The sequence below is a fragment of the Paenibacillus sp. FSL R5-0701 genome, from assembly GCF_037973995.1.
In the GTDB taxonomy this organism is placed as follows: Bacteria; Bacillota; Bacilli; order Paenibacillales; family Paenibacillaceae; genus Paenibacillus.
Genome location: NZ_CP150230.1, coordinates 3,392,062 through 3,413,236 on the forward strand (window position 1 = coordinate 3,392,062; position 21,175 = coordinate 3,413,236).

The window sequence follows — 21,175 nt, forward strand, 5'->3', positions numbered from 1 at the left end:
AAAGCCGCCCCCAACGGCGGCTTTTCGTATTCAATGAGTACAAGTTGTTGTACAATGATATGGATTAAAGTTGACAGAGAGAAGAGAGTTGTTCAAACCGAACTGGGGGCATGTCGTCATGTATAAGAGATGTCTGGACATAACAAGATGGACCTTCATTCTGTTCCTTGCTGTATCCATACCAGCAGGTCATACCGAAGGTAATACCAAACAACATCATCCGCAGCAAGATGGGCAGCAGATTCAACTTCCCGCTACGTTTGAGAGGTATTCTCCTCCCATCGTGGTCTCTTTTGTCAGGGAAACTGGAGATGACCTTGAGCGCATGATTAGTCAGTTACCTGGTGAGACGATACTGGATAATCGCTGGACTCGTTTGTACGAGAAAGAGCTAGGTATTCAAATTCACTATGACTGGACTGCTAAGGGAGATGTATACAATCAGAAGTTGGGTGTATCCCTTGCTGCAGGACGTTTTCCAGATGTAGTGAAAGTTAATCCATATCAACTTAGACAACTGAGCAACGCTGGAATGATCGAAGATTTAACCCATGTGTACCAAGAGCATGCTTCCCCACTTACAAAGAGTATATTGGAGGCGGAGGGAAGAGGCGCATTTGATGCGGCAACCATTGATGGCAAACTCATGGCTATTCCCGAATCATCTTCCTCCATTGAGACAGCGCAGTACCTGTGGATTAGAACCGATTGGTTGGAGCAACTGGGGCTACGGCCGCCTGAAACGATGGAAGAGCTTCTCCAGGTTTCGAAAGCGTTTACAGAGGGAGACCCCGACGGGAACGGAGAGCATGATACGTACGGACTTGCGCTAACGAACCATCTATGGGATCCAGTTATGGGAGCTGCAGGGTTGATGTCCGGCTATGGTGCCTACCCTAATATATGGGTTAAAGATGCAGAAGGAAACCTCACTTATGGAGGTATTCAGCCTGAAGTTCGGGAGGCTCTGAAAGTACTGCAAACGTTGTATCGTGAAGGCCAACTTGATCCGGATTTTGGTTATAAAAGTGGAAACAAGGCGTTTCGTCTGGTTCAGGATGGAAAAATAGGAATGCTTTACGGCGAACAGTGGACATCCTTTATGCTTCAGAGCACCCGTGATACAGATACAGGTATAGATGTAGAATGGCAGGCATATCCGATTGTTGCCAAGTCAGACCGGAGCCTGTTCGTACCGCTACGTTCCAACACTGGGCAATACTTTGCTGTAAAAAAGGGCTTCTCTAATCCGGAAGTTGTTGTAAAGCTCATGAATCTGCATCTGGACATCAACTGGGGGGATCAGGCACAGTATGAAACATACTACAATGACGACTCCCGAGCTGTGTGGATGCTTTCACCGGTAACTCCTTTTCCCGGTAATAAAAATATAGATGCATACAAACAAATTCGGGATGCCAGAAGTACAGGAGACTTCTCGGCTCTGCAGAATGAAGCTCTCGCCATTCACAAACGCATTGTGGCCTATGAATTGGAAGATGTAGAGAGCGGCTGGGGCTGGAAACAAACCTATGGGCCTTCGGGTGCTTTTAGCATTGCAGATTCTTACGAGAAGAACGGCCAACTTCTCTATGATCAATTCACGGGTGGAATTACGGACACAATGGTTGATCGACAAATTATTCTTCGGGATCTTCAGCTTGAAGCCTATATGAACATTATTCTAGGCAGGTCGATAGATGAGTTTGATCAATTCGTTGAGAACTGGCGCAAGCTGGGGGGAGATCAGATCACATCGGAGGTTAACGCGTGGTTTCGCACCAGCAAGCCAAAGGAGCACTAATGTTCACTTTATTCTTACAAGGAACCCACTCAGCCTTTGGCATTGGAGGTGAATGTATTGATCAAGATCCCTGCTAAATCATGGTTTAACAGTATATTTGCGCGATTAATAATCACCTATCTGGTATTTGTGCTTCCTCTTATTCTTCTTGGCGTGTATCTGTATCATTGGAGTTATGACAATGCAAGCCAGGAAATATCGTTGTCAACGGAGAGACGGTTGAATCAATATGTGGTGGAATTGAACAGAGAGATAGAATGGATGGAATTACAGCAGTTTGATATCGTTGAGGATCGAAAACTCAATCGTCTGGCCATTCTCTGGGACATGATGGATCAGGTTGAGCGGCGTGATACATTAAATTACCTGACTGAACGACTCGCTTCATTCAAGAATAGCACTGCTTATATCAAAAACGTTCATGTACATATCCCTTCTGTTGGCAAAAGTATATCCGCGATCCAAGGCATCGATGATTTCGATAAAAGTTCTTACCTATATTTCAGTTCAGGCATGCAAGGAAAAGGTACACGTTTCACTGTGAAAGAGGACGCCTTGAACTTAAGTGCCGTCAGGCTGACAGGCACGAGAGGAGAACCCCCGCTTTTTGTCATTCAAGTGGAGCTGGATACATACCATTTTCAGAATGAACTCACACGGCTTAATTTGTACCCGGAGAGTTCAACTTTTCTGATTGAGGACAAAACGGGGCATGCCATCACAGATAAACATCAAGCTAGTGTTATTCTCGCGAATTACCGTGAGCACAGTGTAAAGGGTACACTTGATGGCTTTCGGATGAAGGTGGGTGACACCATGTACCATGTTAGTCAGTTGCATATGGACTCCCTGGGCTTATCCGTAGCTACATATCTACCCGAGGCAATTGTTACGAAGCCACTTAGCAAGTTCTATCATTGGGCTTGGCTGTTTGCAATTACATCATTTGTTGCCATCACGGCGTATCTCTATTCAAGTTACAAGTTGATTCATATCCCGTTGCTGTTGTTGGTGAAAAGATTCAAAAAAATGGAGGGAGGCATGCTTGATGTCCCCATTGCGCATAACCGAAAGGATGAATTTGGCTTCCTCTACACCCGTTTCAATCTAATGATTGAAAATCTTCAATCCCTTATCGATCGAGATTTTAAGAAAACATTGATGATGCAGCGGGCCGAGTTGAAACAGCTTCAATCGCAGATTAATCCTCATTTTCTGTACAATAGCTTCTTTATTCTGAATTCACTGGCAAGGACAGGAGAAACCGAACGTATTGAGCAATTTACGAACATGCTCGGAGAGTATTTCAGGTTCATTACCCGGAATGAAACAGATCATGTGAAGTTGAAAGTGGAAGTTGAGCATTCACGAATCTATACAGAGATTCAACAATTACGATTCTCCAGACGAATCAAAGTTGATTTTGGGTCACTACCTGCTGAAATGGAACACATTAAAGTTCCCAGACTCATTATTCAGCCTATTATTGAGAATGCCTACGAACACAGCCTTGAAAAGAACACGGACTCCGGACTTCTAATTATTGGGTTTACTATGGAAGGTTCATATGCCGAGATCACCGTAGAGGATAATGGTAATGAGTTGGAAGAGCAACACATCCAAACTCTTCAACAACGCTTGCATAAGGACGGAGGTACAGACGAAATGACCGCGTTAATAAATATTCATCGACGTCTGGTCCTGACGTATGGAGAAGGAAGTGGCCTTTTCCTATCCAGAAGTGAACTGCAAGGGTTAAAAGTCACAATTCGAATCCAGTGGAAAGAGGGAGAAAACGAATGTATCGACTTTTGATTGTAGATGACGAGGAGATTATTACGGATAGTCTCTATGAAACGTTCGCCAGACATATACCCGACCAGCTTGATGTATGTAAGGCCTACTCTGCAACAGAAGCATTGTCCTGGATGCAGCGTTCGAGAATTGACATTGTTCTAACGGACATCCGCATGCCGGGCATGAGTGGCTTGGAACTGACAGAGCGGATTCAAGCCAGTTGGCCGAATTGTCGCGTCATTTTTCTGACAGGACATAGCGATTTTGATTATGCATATCAAGCTTTTCAGATGGCTAATGTGCGTTACTTGCTCAAAACGGAAGGTTATGACAAGGTGATGTCTGTTGTAGAAGATGTGATGGAAGAGATCCGGCGAAGTCACAGCATGGTTGAGTTGTTGGAACATTCTCATAAAGTCAATTCGCAGCTTGCTCTGATACAGCAAAAAGAGTATTTACGGAAGTTACTTCAAGACTGTACAGCGGTTATAGATTCTACTATGGATATGCAGGACGAATTATCCAAACGAGATATAAGATTACAGATCAACTCGCCTGTTTATCTCATACTGGGTCGGTTCAATAATCTGCCAGAAAAAGGTTCGGACCTCACACAAGTTCAAGAATCTGTTCGCATTATCGGCTCTTCTCTGATGAATGAACGTACAGTGTGCGCAAGTGTAACGGACCATTATGGGGATACGATCTGGCTGCTTCAGCCGAAGCAGCAGGAAGAGATGACAAATGATAAACTTGTGCGATTTCTAGAAGGCACACTGGAACTGGTACAGGAAGCATGCATGGTCTCACTGGGCGTATCCATTGCATTTTCATTAAGTAGTCGCAGCTGCAATTGGTCCGAGTTAACCAAACAATATGAACGTCTGAGATTACTCCAGTGGATGAAAATTGGGGATGGTGTATCCATGGTACTCACAGATCATCGTAATGATCTCTCATCTGATGTACCCAAAGAATCCATGCGGATCTCAAACCGGATCGAGATTATGTCAGGATATTTGGAAACGGGACGAATTCAGCCATTTTACGATATATTTGAGGAGCTTGCAGGCGAACTGCTGCAACAGGAAATTACGATGGAACGTGCCATGGAGACTTACTACAATCTGGCCTTATTATTGCATTCAACGATCAATCGTTGGGGTCTTCAACAGAAAATCCCGGATCAACGAAGCTTGCTGCACTTAGGGGAGTATACATGCATGAAGGATGCAGTACAATTTCTATATCGTGCTGCCGATGAATTAGTACGCTACAAAAGATCAAATGAACAGGAACGCGCTAACGTTGTCATTCATTCCTTATGCAGTTACGTCAAGGAGAACCTGGAGAAAGATCTCTCTCTGGTGAGACTGGCAGAACTCCATCATTTTAATCCATCCTATCTATCGCGATTCTTTAAGCAGGAAATGGGAATAAACGTGTCAGAGTTCATTGACGACTGCCGAATACGGAAAGCCAAAGAATTGCTTCAGAACACAAATCTTATGGTACGTGAGGTCGCACTTCAAGTGGGGTATGAGGCTGCACATTCGTTTACCCGACTTTTTAAGAAAATAACGGGAATGACTCCCCAAGAATACCGGGAATCCCTTTTGGTACGTTAATGGTGAATCCTCTGGAATTGACCAAACCCAAATAACCACAAAAAAACGCAGAATGTATTCTTCTTCCTGCGTTTTTTTGTGGTTGTTATCTAATTGATAAACAAACCGATTCGGCAATCCACCTTTAGGCCGTGTGGATTTTTTGTCTTCTATAAGCATTGGGACTCGATCCGGCATACGCTTTGAACTTTTTATAGAACCAATCAATATCCTTATAGCCTACCTCAATAGCAATCTCATATATGCGCAGATTCGTGGAAGACAACAACTGCTGGGCCTTTTCCATACGTTGCTGGAGCATATAATCATTGAAAGACATCTTCTCTTCCAGCTTGAACTTCTGTCCAAGGTACGCACAGTTAAAATGAAGCATGTCAGAGATCTTCTTCAGCGTGATTTCATCACTCAGATGATCCCGTACATAGGCCTTGACGATACGAATAACATGACTGGAGTGCATGGGTTTACCGTTCATTTGAACGGGTGTTTTGAAGAACGACGACGTTTTGTGTGCCGGGTCGGTTTCAAGGTGGGATCTAAGTCCATGCAGACTGTTAAGTAAAGAAGAAGGACTAACAGGATACGGGAGATAATCATTTACCTGATACGTCAGGGCTTTGCGTACGAACCTGAAGTGATCTCTTCCACCCATAAGGAGGATAGGTATCTGACTTTTTTTTCGAATGTCGTTGCATAACCAGAGCCCCGCGGTATCAAACCTCTCTGTATGTACCATAACAAGGGAAAAGTCTCGTTCTGACAATGCGGTCAAAGCCTCGGCCGATGAGAACACACAATTTGCGATAGTATATTGAGCTTTGCTCCGTAGCAACATCTGTTGCAACTCTCCGCACAAACGACGGCTGAAATCCACAAGTAAAATATCATACATGAAGCAATACCTCACCTTCTGCTGAATTGTAATGCGCTAGATTAACTGAAATTTGACTTAATTTCATTATGGTAATAAAAGAAAGCGCATACAATGTGCATATTTTTGTAGACAGTGCATTTCTTTACCAATTAAAACCTATAATGCACTTTGCTCGTGCAAAATTACGTGAATCTATATTCAGCCCGGGTAAACATCTGTATTTCGGCAGGTTGTTTGCGCTTTCATTTGAACGATACACTGTGATAGCAAACGACAATCAGGGGGGAAGACGATGAGAAAACACAAGTTCATGCTACTGAGCCTGGTATTTGCGGTCTTGTTGGTGATTGCTGCATGCAGTTCTGCACCTACCGCTCAACCCGAGCCGGAAAAGACAACACCACAGGAGGAACAAAAACCCGCGGAAACCGAGCCAAAGAATGAAAACTCCACGCCAGAAATGGACTTTGACATGGGTGGCAGAACCATCAAGGTTGTTGCTTGGTGGGACATGGAAATACAGGGGAACAACCCGGACAACATTCAACGCCTTGAGAATCTCGAAGCGCTGAAGAAAAAACACAACTTTAATATTGAATATGTTTCCATCGATTTCGGTGAATATCAGGAAAAAGTAGTTGCTTCCCTGATGGCCGGTGAACCGCTTGGCGATCTGGTGAGACTGGGCAAAAACTATGCCATTCCGGCATTGACCAAACAGGATCTGTTATGGCCGGTGGATGATTATATTAAAAACGACAAGGTATTCAACCAGAAAACAACCAAGGAATACATGCAGTATGAAGGCAAAGGTTACGGCTTTACCGAGGACCAGTCCTCGTTTATCAACGGAATTTTCTATAATCGCACACTCATGCAAGAGCTCGGCTTGAAACCACTTCAAGAGTATGTAGATGCCGATGAATGGAACTGGGATACGTTCATCAGTGTTGCCAAGCAAGCGAACAAGGATCGAAACAATGATGGCAAGCTGGACACATGGGGACTCGCTCAAACGGGCTTGCTGGAACCGATTCTGTATTCCAACGAGGCTTCTCTGACCAAAGAGGATAAACAGAACCTGGAAGATCCAAAAACGAAAGAAGCGTTGAACTTCCTGTCCAAACTGGCTACCGAGAAGGTCGGCAGAGCTTCTGAGGGCGGCGATTGGACAGAGCCATCCACGTTCTTCCGTCAAGGGAACACCTTGATGTATTCAGGTGCCATGTACGAAGTCGAAGGTATTATGACGGATATGCAGGACTACGATATTGGTTTTGTACCGTTTCCAAAAGGTCCAAGTGCAACAGCGTATCACTCCGGTGAGTCACGTTACCAAGCGATAACAATTCCAAAAGCGGTAGAGAATCCGGAACAACTGATGTACATCTGGGAGAAAATTAATGAGATCGAATCGATCTATGAGTATCCAGGACAATCCACACTGGAGACACATCTGACCGATGAAGCAGATATCAACAACGCCAGAGAGGTTGCGGAAGGTATGTTGGTTCTCGACCATAACACATTCCCGTCATTGCCGTTCTGGGATTTTGATGGGGAACTCAAAGAAGGGGTATCCGTATCTACGCTGATCGAGAAATACAAGGCTCCTTTCCAGGCTGCGATTGATGAGGTTTACAAATAAGTATCACGTTACACGGGCAGAACGCACCAGTGAAGGTGCGGTCTGTCCGGGTTAGTCAATCGTCCAGTTCTCTCAACGCTTACAGGAAAGGGGATACATTCAAACATGCGGTCACGTAAGAAAAAGGGACTAATCCTGGTGCTTGTCCTGGCCTTGGTGCTCTCCATATGGACACTATATCCATCGCGGGATCGTAATCCGGGAACGGTACATGCGCTTGAGGACTTTGAGGCGGTATCGGGAACCGAGGATTCATTCAGTTATGAGCATTATCTGACTGCTCATGACAATACGGCCAAACCGGATGAAATTGTACGCATCGAAGGCGAATCTTATGTTCAGGCAGAGGATGGGGAATTTGAGGTTGTGCAAGGGTACGCCGGATTAGACGGAAATGCCGTAATTACGCCGGAAACTGGAACCATTCGCTGGGATGTTCCCGTTCAAGTGAGCGGTTTGTACAACATTCGCATTCACTATTATCCCGTAGAAGGTAAAAGCTCCGGGATCGAACGCAGGCTTGAGCTTAACGGTAAGGTCCCGTTCAGAGGGGCCGATATTCTTCTGTTTGACAGGGTATGGGGGAATCGCGAGGACAACGTCCGGCAGGACGATCGTGGCAACGAGCTTAGACCCAGACAAGTGGAACAGCCCGAATGGCAGCTGACTTCCTTCAAGGACAGCGCAGGGTACTTTGAGGAACCGTTTCAGTTTTATTTTGAAAAAGGCAGTCAGAAGTTATCGCTCACTTCATTAAGAGAAAGCATGGCGATCGATTATATCGAGTTATATCAAGAAAGCGAAGTTCCTTCCTATGCAGAGCTGGAGCAAACCTATGCCTCACTTGGCTTGAAACAATCGGCTCCTGTCATGTTGAAAGTTCAGGGGGAGGAAGCTGTTAGCAAATCATCTCCTACACTGGCACCAATCTCGGACCGATCAAGTCCTTCACTCGAGCCTTATAATGTATCGAAAATTCGGATGAACGCTATCGGGGGAATTAACTGGAAACTGCCGGGCGAATGGATTGAATGGGAAATTGACGTGCCTGAAGACGGATTGTATCAAATCGCGCTTAAGGTGAAGCAGGATCAATTGCGTGGCATCTATGCCACCCGCAGTCTGACGATTAACGGCGAAGTTCCGTTTAAGGAAATGAAACGCATTCGATTTAATTACAGCCCGGCTTGGCAAACTCAGGTGTTGGGTTCGGGAGAGGATCAGCCATATCAGTTTCATCTTGAAAAAGGGAAACACCGAATCCGAATGACGGTTACACTTGGCGACATCGCTCCGCTGCTGCGGACCGTGGAATCCAGCGTGCTGGAACTGAATGAGATGTATCGCAAAATATTAATGATCACCTCCAACAGTCCGGACCCACTGCGGGATTACCAACTGGAACGGCGTATTCCGGAGATGACGGAGGTGTTTGAACGACAAGCTGACACCTTGCGTTCCGTTGCAGATTACCTGGAAAAGGCCACGGGTGAGCAAAGTGACAAAGTGGCCGTACTTCACGCCATGGTATTGCAGCTTGAAGATATGGCCGCCAGACCAGAGACGGTTCCCAAACGGCTGGATACGTTCAAAATTAACGTAGGTGGTCTCGGCACATGGATTCTATCGGTACGTGAACAGCCGATTACGTTGGATTACCTTGTCGTATCTCCGCCGGGTGAATCGCTGCCAAAAGCGGAAGCGAGCACCGTCCAGCAGGTGAAGCACGAACTGGGCGCATATGTTGCCTCGTATACCGAAGATTACGACAGCATTGGCAACGTGGAACAAAAGAAGGATGCCATTACTGTATGGATCACGACCGGACGAGATCAGGCCCAAGTACTGAAAGGCATGATCGACGATTCGTTTACCCCGGATACGGATGTGTCCGTGCAGTTACGTCTCGTTCCGCCTAATATTTTGCTGCCCGCAACACTCTCGGGGGAAGGCCCAGATGTAGCCATGCAGATGGGCGAAGACATTCCGGTGAACTATGCGATGAGGAATGCAACGGCGGATCTGAGCCAGTTCCCTGATTTCGAGGAAATTTCGGGCAGGTTCCGTGAAAGCGGATTGACGCCATACCGCTACAACGACGGGGTATATGCCCTTCCGGAGCAGCAGCATTTTCCAATGCTCTTTTACCGCAAAGATATTCTGAATGAACTGGGCCTCGAACCGCCGAAAACGTGGCAAGACGTATATAACGCCATCGCCGTGCTGCAGAAGCATAACATGGAGTTTTATCTGCCGATTGAGGATACGCTGAACAATGCCAACCTGGTTCCGAATTCAACCTTTGCGATGTTGTTATATCAGAATGACGGAACGTTCTACACCGAAGACCAGAAGAAAAGTGCACTGGATTCGGAGATTTCAATGGACGCATTCAAACGCTGGACGCAATTTTATACCAATTACAAGTTTCCGCTCAAAGCCGACTTTCCGAACCGCTTCCGTACCGGGGAAATGCCGATCGGGATTGCTGATTACACCACGTATAACATGCTGACGGTTATGGCTCCGGAAATCCGCAATCTCTGGGACTTTACGATTGTTCCGGGTACACAGCTTCCGGATGGGTCCATACGGCATGAAGTGGCCAGCGCTACGAGCGCGGTAATGATGCTCGAAAATGCCGACAACAAGGAAGCGGCGTGGAAGTTCATGAAGTGGTGGACTGATGATCAGACCCAGATTGAATACGGGAGAGAAATGGAAGGTCTTATGGGAGCGGCTGCCCGTTACCCAACGGCCAATATCGAAGCCTTGAAGCAATTGCCTTGGCCTGTGAAGGATTATCAAAATCTCGAGAAACAATGGGAATGGGTACAGGGAATCCCGCAGCTTCCTGGAGGTTACTTCACGGGACGACATCTGGACAACGCCTTCCGCAAGGTGGTCAATGCAAATGAAAATCCGCGTGAAGCCTTATCGGACTATGTGTTGTACATTGATGATGAAATTGAGTTGAAACGCAAGGAATTTAATCTGAAATAGAGGAAAGGGAGGGTAACGGTTGCAAGCTAAAACTACCAAGACAGCCGCCGCTCCTGCCGTCCATACCCGCCAGGTCGGCTGGTGGTCCCTATTGAAGCGGGATCTGTATCTCAGCAGGCATTATTATGTATTGATGGCACCGTTTATGCTGATTTTTTTCATGTTTACTGTCATTCCGGTCGGCATTTCACTCGGGCTCAGCTTTTTTCACTTCAATATGCTGGAACTGCCGCGATTTGTCGGCTGGCAGAACTATTCCCGGCTTTTCCTGAACGATGACGTATTTCTGATCGCGCTCAAAAACACGCTGCTTTTTGCCGTAATTACAGGCCCTCTCAGTTATATTGCCTGCTTTTTGTTTGCGTGGATTATCAATGAGCTGTCTCCTAAAATTCGGGCGGTCATGACGCTGGTTTTCTATGCCCCATCCATATCGGGCAACGTCTTTTTCATCTGGCTGATCATCTTCTCGGGTGACAGCTACGGGTATATGAACGGCTTCCTGATGCGCCTTGGCGTCGTACTGGAACCGATCCAATGGCTCGCAGACGAGAAGTATGTACTGGCAATCGTCATTATTGTACAGCTGTGGCTGAGCCTGGGAACCAGCTTCCTGGCCTTTATTGCAGGACTGCAAACCATTGATCGTTCTCTGGTTGAAGCAGGAACCGTAGACGGGATCAAAAACCGCTGGCAGGAGCTATGGTACATCACCTTGCCTTCGATGAGACCGCAGCTGATGTTTGGTGCGGTAATGCAGATTACCGCTTCCTTCGCCGTAGCTGAGATTTCCATCGCACTGGCAGGTTTCCCGAGCGTAAACTATGCGGCACACACAGTTGTCACACATCTGATGGACTTCGGAACCATTCGTTTCGAGATGGGGTATGCCTCGGCCATCGCAACGGTCCTGTTCGCCCTGATGCTGGGTACAAACGTTTTCACGCAAAAAATGCTTAGAAAGATAGGTGAATGACGATGACCAGCAAAGTACGTGCCGTGTTTGGCATGCCAAAAAGGCTTAATCGGTCATTTACCGTCAGCCTGATGTTATTTGCATTGCTGGGCGTGTTCGGCTCCTTTATGGTGCTTCCGCTCATCTATGCAGTCAACAATGCATTCAAGCCGCTGGATGAGCTGTTTATTTTCCCGCCGCGCTTCTGGGTTAACAATCCAACAACGGAGAATTTTGCCGATCTGATCAACCTCATGGGCAATTCGTGGGTGCCGTTATCCCGCTATATTGCCAACACATTGCTCATTACGATACTTGGCACAGCGGGGCATATCCTGCTTGCATCTGCAGCAGCTTATCCGCTGGCGAAATATCGTTTTCCGGGCTCCAAAGTGTTGTTCACCATTGTCATTCTGTCCCTGATGTTCTCGCCGCATGTTACGGCGATTCCGAACTACATGGTCATGTCCTGGCTTGGCTGGATTAACACTCATGCGTCCATTATTGTGCCATCACTTGCGTTCTCGTTGGGACTTTTCCTGATGAAACAGTTCATGGAGCAGATTCCCGATGCTTTGCTGGAGGCAGCCAAAATCGACGGAGCCAATGAATACCGGATATTCTGGAGCATCGTGATGCCCAATGTGAAGCCGGCATGGCTCACGCTCATGATTCTGCAGTTTCCAGCGTTATGGGGAACGGATGGCGGGAGTTTCATTTACAGTGAAAATCTCAAAACGCTGCATTATGCGCTCAGTCAGATTGTGCAGGGAGGGATTGCAAGAGCGGGTGTAGGTGCGGCTGTTGCCTTGCTGCTGATGATCGTACCGATCACTCTGTTTATCATCTCTCAGAGCAGTGTTATGCAGACGATGGCCACTTCGGGCATGAAAGAGTAGAAAGGAGGCAGCGAGGTGCGGAGAAGCACATGGAAAAAACGTAAATCGATCATCATGGGCATGATCTGCCTCCTGTTGTTCGTTCAAGAGGCGCCCTATGTGAGTGCAGACGGTAAAACGGATGCGTATCATTATTCCTTCTGGGGTGACGCAGTTCCTTCACCGGCGGCATATGAGGCAACAACCATTATCACCGGCAAGAAGCTGAACACAACTCCTATGAAAGAGCCAAGTGACATGCATGTTACAGCCAATCAGCACGTCTTTGTGCTCGATTCGGGCAATGGCCGCATCATTGAGATGGATCGCAACTTCAAGCTGGTACGGACAATTGATTCATTCAAGCAGGAAGGCAAGGAAGATCATTTTAAAAATCCACAGGGATTGTACGTCACGGAAAAAGGCCATCTGCTGGTCGCTGATTCGGATAATCACCGGGTGGTGCATCTGGATGAACAGGGGAAGCTGGTCAAGATCGTGTCTGAACCAAAATCGGATCTGCTAAAAGCAGACTTCCAGTTTAAACCGATAAGGATTGTTATGGACAAAGGGGAGCGTATCTACGTCATGGCTGAAGGCGTATTTGATGGATTCATGGAGTTCAGCGCCGACGGTACATTCTCTTCCTTCATTGGAGCGAACAGAGTTCAGGTGGACCCGGTGGAGTATCTGTGGAAACGGTTTGCAACACGGGAGCAGCGGAGCCAGATGGTGATGTTCACTCCAACGGAATTTACCAATCTGGATATGGATGAAGAGGGCTTCATCTACGCCACTAGCGGAGATCGCGGCAAGGATCCGGTCAAAAAGCTGAATGCCCAGGGTACAGACATTTTGCGCAGAGAAGGCTATCAGACTCCGCAGGGTGATTTGCTGTATACACAGGAAGCAGGGCCATCCCGCCTGATTGATGTGGATGTGGGTGACAGTGACATGTATTCCGTACTGGATTCCAGCAAGGGCCGAATCTTCACCTACAATGGAGACGGATACCTGCTCCATATTTATGGCGGCATCGGGAACCGGCTGGGCCAATTTAATACACCTGTTGCCCTGGAACGTGCGGGAGACCGGATGTTAGTTCTGGATAAAGCGCTGGGTGAAATCACCGTCTTTCAAACAACTGAATACGGACGTACACTCCACGAAGCGGTGCGCAGCTACTATAACGGTGATGAAGATCAATCTTCGGTGCTGTTTGCGCAAGCTGCCGAGATGAACGCTAACTTGGAATATGCGTATGCAGGAATTGGCAAAGCATTGCTTCGTCAGAAGGAATACGCCGAGTCTGCGAAATATTTCAAGCGCAGCATGGAGCCCAAAGGGTATTCCAAAGCTTTTCTTTTGTACCGCAAAGAGCTGATGCGTGAGCATTTTTCATGGATGATGTCCGGTATATTCCTGGCTGTCGCTGCGATTGTCACCGTCATCATCGTTCGCAGGCAGAAAAGGAGGACTACGAATGCAGGCATCAAGTAAGCAACTATACCAGTACCCGCTGCATCTGATTTTCCATCCGTTTGACGGATACTGGGAACTGAAATATGAACGGAACCAGAGAAACTCACTGCTGATTGCTTTCATGATCCTGGTGCTTCTGGTCATCACCAAAATTTTGCATGCCCAGTACAGCGGTTTTCTCATTAATCTCAGTAATCCAAAGTATCTGAACAGTCTGCTCGAAATGTTATATGTCATTATACCGGTACTGTTTTGGTGTGTGGCTAACTGGTCGTTAACCACATTGATGGACGGGGAAGGCAAGTTCTCCGAAATTTTCATGTCAACCTGTTTTGCACTGGTACCGTTGTTACTCATTCATTTTCCATGGATCTGGCTGAGTCTTGTGATCTCTGCGCAGGAAACTGCCTTTTATTATTTCTCCAATGCACTCGCCGTTGCATGGACGGTATATCTGTTATTTGTGGGGAATATGACGGTTCATCAGTACACACCAGCCAAAACGGTGCTCACGATGCTGCTGACACTTGTAGCGATGGCGTTTATGGCATTTCTGTGCCTGTTATTCTTCAGTCTTGTACAGCAGATTGTATCGTTTGTTGTAACCATCTATCAGGAATTAGTGCTTCGGGGCTAAGGGAGGAGGAAATTGTTATGAATTATACCGTAGCCAAAAAAATAACAGGAATGCTGCTCGCGGGAAGTCTGCTTCTTGGCGGTTGTCAATTCTCGCCAACACCGCTCGCTCACGAGACAGTGACTGCCGCTGATCCGACGGACTTTCCCTCCCTGCCTCCCGGAGAGAAACTGAAATCATCGTTCAGCGATGTCCGCCTTCCCGGCATGGTAGGCATTGCGCAGAATGCTGCGCTGCAATTGTTCATTAACGAGGAGACTGCCGAGATTGCAGTGATTCACACGCAGAGCGGCCAGATCTGGCGCAGCAATCCTGCAGATCGTGAGCAGGATGGGGTTGCAGCCGGGATAAACAAAGACCTTTTGTCATCACAAACGAAGCTCAGCTTTTTCAACAGCCTCGGACAGAGCAGCACCGTGAATTCCTTCACGGATAGTGTTGCACACAAGCAGATAAGCTACGAGGTGCTGCCAAGCGGCGTGCGGGTCCACTACCAGTTTGGAAGCACTGAGCGATCCATAGAAGACTTGCCGATGAAGATCAGCAAGGAGCGTTTCGAACAAAAGCTGCTTGCACAGCTAGACAAGGCCGGGCAACGGGCCTTGAAGGTCGGCTATGCGGAAGACAAGGATGAAGGCGCTTACGTCCGGATTGATAAGGCGATGCAAGGATTGCAATTGTCCCGGGCCTTGAAGGCTTTTGACACAGCCGGTTACACATCGGAGGATCTGGCTCAGGATCATGCCGAGTTTGGCATTGAAGAGGAACGAAGTGGACCACGACTATTTATGCTTACGATGGAATATGAGCTGGATGGAGAGGATCTGCTTGTACGTGTTCCGTCCTCAGGCATTCATTTTCCGGAGGAATATCCGATCAACAGCATATCTGTAATGGATTACTTCGGGGCAGGGGGTTCAGAAGAAGAGGGCTCCATACTGGTGCCGGACGGTTCGGGAGCGCTGATCCATTTTAACAATGGCAAACTGCAGTATCCTGCCTATCAACAAGATATATATGGACCGGATATGACCATGAAACTGCGGGAAGCAAGTTCGAATGAAGCCAGAGCCAGGTTGCCGGTATTTGGACTGATTCGGAAAGAGGGGGCTTTCCTGGGCATTATTGAACAAGGGGATGCCGTTGCAGTTGTGAATGCCGATATCAGCGGTAAGCTGAACAGTTACAACAACGTATATCCCAGCTTCTATGTGGTGAACAAGAGCGATGTGACGCTTCAGGCAAGTGATATGGTTCGTACACTTCCGAAATTCCAGAAGAAACCGACCGCGTCTGATTTCGTCGTTCGATATGCTTTTGTCGGGAAGGATAAAGCCTCGTACTCAGGGCTTGCATCTCTCTATCGGGATTATCTGATGCAAAACGGCGGACTTCCCGAGTTGAACGCCAGCAAGGAGCAGAATAATGTTCCCTTTTATCTGCAACTGTTCGGCGGCATGACAACAAGGCAGCATATGCTGGGCATACCGTATGATTCAACGGAGGCTTTGACCACGTTTGATGAAGCCAAAAACATTCTCTCCGCCTTGACGGAGAAGAAGGTATCCAATATTCAGGTGCGCTATGCGGGATGGCTTAACGGCGGACTCCATCATCGACTGCCGAATTCTATCCAAGTAGACGGCGCGGTAGGCGGGAAAAAGGGATTGCGGGAATTCAGCGCATACACACAAGAAGCGGGTATCGGTTTCTATCCCGATATTGCTCTGCTGAATGTGCAATCCAAAAAAGGGTTTAAACCGTCCAAAGAAGCTTCACGCACATTAACTCAGGAACCGGCGGTCTTATATCCGATGAACCAGGCCATCCAGCGGCGGGACCGGGATCGTTCACCATCCTATGTGCTTTCGCCCAACATGCTGGAGGACGTGACGGCAGACATGTTAGATGAGCTCAGGTCCCTTCAAAAGGATGGACTGTCGCTAAGCCTGAATGATCTGGCAGCTCAGTTAAACAGCGATATGAATCCGAAAAAGCTGGTGGACCGAACACAAGCGCTTGGCTCCGTAAAGAAGGCACTTGAACAGATCTGGCAGCAGGCTGGCTCGCTTGTTGCTGAAGGCGGGAACGCTTATGCCCTGCCGTATGTAACTGGTCTGACAGATGCGCCGATGACCAGCAGTCGTTTCAAGCTGGAGGATGAAGAGATTCCGTTCTATCAGCTCGTTGTACACGGCAGCATCGGTTATACGGGGACGCCATACAATCTCTCCACATATACCAATGCAAGGCAATATGTGCTGAAGCTGATTGAATATGGAGCCAGTCCTTACTTTGCATGGTTCAATGCGCCAAACCATGTTGTGAAAGAAACGGATTATGATGATCTCTACGCGGCGAATTATGAACAATGGATCGATCTGGCTGCCGAGATCTACAACGAGGTGAACCAGGTGAACCAACCGTTTGCTGGACGTTCCATGATGTCCCATGAATCCCTGGAGGAGGGCGTCTTCCGGACAACATATGAAGGTGGCGGGTTCGTAATCGTCAATTATAACGACTTCCCTGTAGAAGTTAACAACGATACAGTGGAAGCCCAAAGCTATGTGACTGGTGGTGAGCAGCTCTGAAGACGCTCCTGAAATGGAAATGGGGAAGTCGTACGTATGCTCAGCAGAAAGCCATGTGGGGCGTAATCTACGTGCTTCCCTGGCTCATTGGTTTTGTGTTGTTTTTCTTCATTCCGCTGTTAGCCTCTCTGCGATACAGCATGAGTACAATTCAGGCTAACGCGGAAGGCATAGCAATTCAGTTCAACGGTGTTGCCAATTATATTCAGGCGCTGACCGTCAATACAAGCTTTAACCGTGCGTTAATTGAGGCGATCACAGACGTGCTCATCAACGTACCGCTTATCGTTATATTCAGTCTGTTCCTTGCCGTCATCCTGAATCAGAAGTTCAGGGGCCGGGCTGTAGCGCGGTCGATCTTTTTCCTGCCCGTTATTCTGGCATCGGGAGTGATTATGACACTGGAGAGCACCAGCCTGATTGAAGCGGTTAATCAGAGCAGCACAGGTGGCAGCTCACTCGGGACATTTGAACTCGAAAATCTGATGGTTAACGCCGGAGTGAGCGATTGGATCGTTACGTATCTGAGCAGCGCCGTAGATCGGATCTATCAGATCGTCAGTCAATCCGGTGTGCAGATTTTGATCTTTTTGGCAGGGATCCAGACGATTTCCCCTCAACTGTATGAGGCTTCGAAGATGGAAGGGGCAACGGGTTATGAAGCCTTTTGGAAAATTACGTTCCCAATGGTCAGCCCGCTTATTTTTGTCAATGCGATCTATACAATCATTGATTCGTTTGCCAATAACGCCATGACGGAACTGATCCGGGATACCGGCTTCGTCAAATTTGACTTTGGATTAAGTTCTGCCATGGCATGGGTCTACTTTCTGGCCATTGCCATCATTCTGGTTATCGTAAACATCATTTTCTCGAAGCGAGTCTTCTATCAAGATTAGAAAGGAGGGTGTCCCACGTGACAACATCACGATTATTATCGCTGGAGCATTGGAAAGGCTGGCTGTGGGCCATGATCCGATTCGTTCTGATTACCGGGCTTTCCTTCGTTATCCTGTTTCCCATATTTCAGAAGGTTTCCACATCCATCAAAGCTAAAGGTGATCTGTATTCGGCAGTGGTGGTGTGGATTCCACAGAACTTCTCCATCGACAATTTCAAAGAGGCGATACGCGTAATGGATTACTGGGCAACGCTGTTTAATACGTTTGCCCTGTCTGCAACGACTACACTGCTGACTACAGCATCCTGTGCACTTGCAGGATACGGATTCGCCAGACTGAAATTCAGGGGAAGCAACTGGCTGTTTGCTGGTGTAATTCTAACGATTCTTGTACCGCCAACGACCATTCTCATTCCGGTATACCTGAATCTGAAAAGCTTTGACCTAATGGGGCTTATGACGCTTATAGCCGGCAAACCTGTTAATTTGCTTAATACCTATTGGCCGTTTATTCTGACGGCAATTACGGCCAATTCACTTAAAGCCGGTTTGTACATCTTTATCTTCCGGCAATTCTTCAGAGGTATTCCGAAGGAAGTGGAGGAGGCGGCCTATGTGGACGGCGCGGGCATCGGACGAACATTTTCAAGAATCATGCTGCCCAATGCCATTCCGTCCATGGTAACAGTCATGCTGTTTTCCTTCGTATGGCAGTGGAACGACAGCTTCTATACGACGACTTATCTGACTTCAAGTAAAGTCATGTCGACTCAGTTATCGTCCCTTCCGTATAATCTGGCCCAGCAGGTTACTGACGGTGCAGCTTCCCAAGCCGATCCGTTTTATCTGAGTATGATCCAGGATACAGGAATTCTTCTTGCCATTCTGCCTTTGATCATCATCTATTTGTTTGTGCAACGATATTTCGTAGAGAGTGTAGAGCGTACGGGAATCGTCGGTTAAGTTAAGTTCTTCTGTACGTTTGGAGTGGGATCAGACTGGAAGAGGGAGGAGGAACTTCATGCAACATTCCATCTGTGAAAAGGGGGCATGTAACGATCTTATGAACTTCTCCTCACAGCAGAACCGCGATCCTTCCCTGCGCAGGATCCCCCTGCTGGTGTGGAACGGGCTGCGTGAGCGGGCGCCGACCTGAGCGATCTGTTTGAACAGAGATACTCTGACGGAGCGTACCTCGCAATATTGCAAGGCAATATATCAGATCAGGAGGAATTAAATTGAAGAAGTTCATGACATCTTGTAAACTTGTACTCATTCTGGCTTTATTGATCACAATTGCTCCATGGGGAGGCAGCCGTGCCGAAGCATGGGTGGGCATGCCGATGGGCAAGCTTCACGTAAACGGCAAAAACCTGGTGAACAGCAACAACCAGCCTGTGTTACTGAACGGTTGGCATCAACCCTCAGGTGCCTACTGGACATATCAGGACAGCAATTATTATCTCAATTTGCACGGTAATAACCGTCATGCAGCTACACTGGCGTATCTGAAAGACATTACCGATACTTTTGCTGACACCAGCGCGAAGTACGGAAGCAATCATGGCTGGAATATGAATCAGGTACGTCTGTTCATCGATCGTCAGGACATGGGAGATGTGGCTGCTGGTACATATAACTTTGCCGGTGTGCAGACCGTTACGCAAAATGTAATTATTCCGTACATTCAATATGCCAAAACAAAAGGTGTCTATGTTGTTCTGGGACTGGACTTCACATTGAAGGATGATCAGGCGACAACACCTGCCAACCTGCAAAAATTCAACGAAATCTGGGGTTATCTCGCTTCACGCCCGGAGATCAAAAGTGCAGACAACGTTCACTTCGAGCTGATCAACGAACCGGTGAAATCCTATGCCAATGGACATTGGGGTGGATACAACGGGGAAAATGACTTTGTGGATCACTGGAATGACTTGCGTAATTTCCAAAATTCCATGATTTCAACAATTCGTAGCAAAGGTGCGGACAACGTCATCTGGGCGGCAGGTCTGGGATACAACCAATTTTACAGCTTGACGGCAAGCCATCCATTGACTGATCCGCTCAATAACTATGGATATGCGGTTCACTGGTACCCTGGTTATGGCGCATATGACAACTTCTCTATCCTGCAAGACCAGTGGAATACCAACGTGAAGGCAGCTGCTGACAAATATCCGATTAATATTACAGAGGTAACCTGGTTCAAAAACAAACCTGGCGATTCGGCCTACTGGAACTTGTTTAATGGCAGCAATGAAGGTTTTGGCACCAATACCAAAACGATTTTCAACGCATCAGGCAATGTCAGCATTGCAGCTCATATGAACGGATTCATTCTAAGTGAAGGACCACGAAGCTCCTTTGCCGACCCAACGGCTGGACTGAAATGGGATGGAGATGCTTCACGGAGTGCCATGGGACGATTCCTGTTCAACTGGTACCATGAACGTGCTCAGACTTACCCGGGCAGTGGACAAGGCGGCGGACCGACAACGGGTCTTGTATCCGGTGCAACTTATAAAATCGTAGCCCGGCATTCCAACAAAGTTGTTGATGTGCCAGGTGGTCAAAATGAAAATAATCTTCAGCTCCAGCAGTGGAGTGATCTGGGCGGTAACCCTCAGAAGTGGGTTCTGACCTCGATCGGCAGCGGCAACTATACACTGACAAGTGTGAACTCGCCGGACAAAGTCATCGATATTCGCAACGGTACCCTCACCAATGGGGAAGCGGTTCAACTCATGAGCAATCTGAACACAACCGCTCAGCATTTTAAGGTCAACGATCTTGGTAACGGGTACTGGAGTATCATCAACGTGAACAGCAATAAAGCGATTGAAGTGGCAAACGCTTCCACTTCGGATGGAGCCTTGCTGCAGCAGAACACCTACACAGGTGCTACAAATCAACAATGGAAATTTGTTGCCGTTAGCAATTAATAAGCACAACGTTAAATAAAAGCCTTCCC

At 47.4% G+C, this 21,175-nt stretch carries 14 protein-coding genes; 13 read left to right on the forward strand and 1 reads right to left on the reverse strand.

Translation table 11 applies throughout. The annotated features are described in order from the left end of the window. Positions 1 to 70 precede the first annotated feature (70 nt). The 3 genes from MKZ13_RS15060 to MKZ13_RS15070 are packed head-to-tail and all read left to right on the forward strand — an operon-like array spanning position 71 to position 5,229. Positions 71 to 1,804, forward strand: coding sequence for an extracellular solute-binding protein (locus MKZ13_RS15060; RefSeq protein ID WP_339185102.1), 1,734 nt, complete (start codon positions 71 to 73; stop codon positions 1,802 to 1,804). Positions 1,805 to 1,861: 57 nt separating this feature from the next. After that, positions 1,862 to 3,619 (forward strand): histidine kinase, encoded by a 1,758-nt coding sequence (locus MKZ13_RS15065; RefSeq protein WP_076327598.1) that lies wholly within the window; start codon positions 1,862 to 1,864, stop codon positions 3,617 to 3,619. Then, positions 3,604 to 5,229 carry a response regulator gene (locus tag MKZ13_RS15070; RefSeq protein WP_237175387.1) on the forward strand — a complete coding sequence of 542 codons (1,626 nt, stop codon included), beginning with the start codon at positions 3,604 to 3,606 and terminating at the stop codon, positions 5,227 to 5,229. Before MKZ13_RS15065 ends, MKZ13_RS15070 begins: the two co-directional genes overlap by 16 nt. A 124-nt stretch (positions 5,230 to 5,353) precedes the next feature. Here MKZ13_RS15070 and MKZ13_RS15075 read toward each other — a convergent pair whose 3' ends face one another. Next, the gene (locus MKZ13_RS15075) at positions 5,354 to 6,121 is read right to left on the reverse strand and encodes a helix-turn-helix domain-containing protein (protein WP_047842955.1); all 768 of its coding nucleotides are present in this window, start codon (positions 6,119 to 6,121) and stop codon (positions 5,354 to 5,356) included. A gap of 274 nt (positions 6,122 to 6,395) precedes the next feature. Here MKZ13_RS15075 and MKZ13_RS15080 point away from each other — a divergent pair, with 274 nt between their 5' ends. The 10 genes from MKZ13_RS15080 to MKZ13_RS15125 all read left to right on the forward strand — a co-directional run bounded on the left by MKZ13_RS15080 (position 6,396) and on the right by MKZ13_RS15125 (position 21,146). Further along, positions 6,396 to 7,751: an extracellular solute-binding protein gene (locus tag MKZ13_RS15080; protein ID WP_076317898.1), complete on the forward strand. Its 1,356-nt coding sequence runs from the start codon at positions 6,396 to 6,398 to the stop codon at positions 7,749 to 7,751. A gap of 105 nt (positions 7,752 to 7,856) precedes the next feature. Further along, the gene (locus tag MKZ13_RS15085) at positions 7,857 to 10,754 is read left to right on the forward strand and encodes an extracellular solute-binding protein (protein ID WP_339185106.1); all 2,898 of its coding nucleotides are present in this window, start codon (positions 7,857 to 7,859) and stop codon (positions 10,752 to 10,754) included. A 19-nt stretch (positions 10,755 to 10,773) separates the two neighbouring features. Beyond that, entirely contained in the window at positions 10,774 to 11,730 is a 957-nt protein-coding gene (locus MKZ13_RS15090; protein ID WP_036615906.1) for a sugar ABC transporter permease, read from the forward strand. A gap of 2 nt (positions 11,731 to 11,732) precedes the next feature. Next, positions 11,733 to 12,608, forward strand: a complete 876-nt coding sequence (locus tag MKZ13_RS15095) for a carbohydrate ABC transporter permease (RefSeq protein WP_026081082.1) — start codon at positions 11,733 to 11,735, stop codon at positions 12,606 to 12,608. 15 nt (positions 12,609 to 12,623) lie between these two features. Beyond that, on the forward strand, positions 12,624 to 14,087 hold the full coding sequence (locus MKZ13_RS15100) for an NHL repeat-containing protein (protein WP_339185109.1): 1,464 nt from the start codon (positions 12,624 to 12,626) through the stop codon (positions 14,085 to 14,087). Next, positions 14,071 to 14,706 (forward strand): YIP1 family protein, encoded by a 636-nt coding sequence (locus MKZ13_RS15105; protein ID WP_036670948.1) that lies wholly within the window; start codon positions 14,071 to 14,073, stop codon positions 14,704 to 14,706. Before MKZ13_RS15100 ends, MKZ13_RS15105 begins: the two co-directional genes overlap by 17 nt. A gap of 17 nt (positions 14,707 to 14,723) precedes the next feature. Next, a complete protein-coding gene (locus MKZ13_RS15110; protein WP_339185112.1) occupies positions 14,724 to 17,300 on the forward strand; it encodes a DUF5696 domain-containing protein in 2,577 nt (858 codons plus the stop codon). 53 nt (positions 17,301 to 17,353) lie between these two features. Next, positions 17,354 to 18,199 (forward strand): sugar ABC transporter permease, encoded by an 846-nt coding sequence (locus MKZ13_RS15115; protein ID WP_082219083.1) that lies wholly within the window; start codon positions 17,354 to 17,356, stop codon positions 18,197 to 18,199. Positions 18,200 to 18,216: 17 nt separating this feature from the next. Next, positions 18,217 to 19,164, forward strand: coding sequence for a carbohydrate ABC transporter permease (locus MKZ13_RS15120; protein WP_036615897.1), 948 nt, complete (start codon positions 18,217 to 18,219; stop codon positions 19,162 to 19,164). Positions 19,165 to 19,439: 275 nt separating this feature from the next. Next, positions 19,440 to 21,146, forward strand: coding sequence for an RICIN domain-containing protein (locus tag MKZ13_RS15125; protein ID WP_047842959.1), 1,707 nt, complete (start codon positions 19,440 to 19,442; stop codon positions 21,144 to 21,146). Positions 21,147 to 21,175 lie beyond the last annotated feature (29 nt).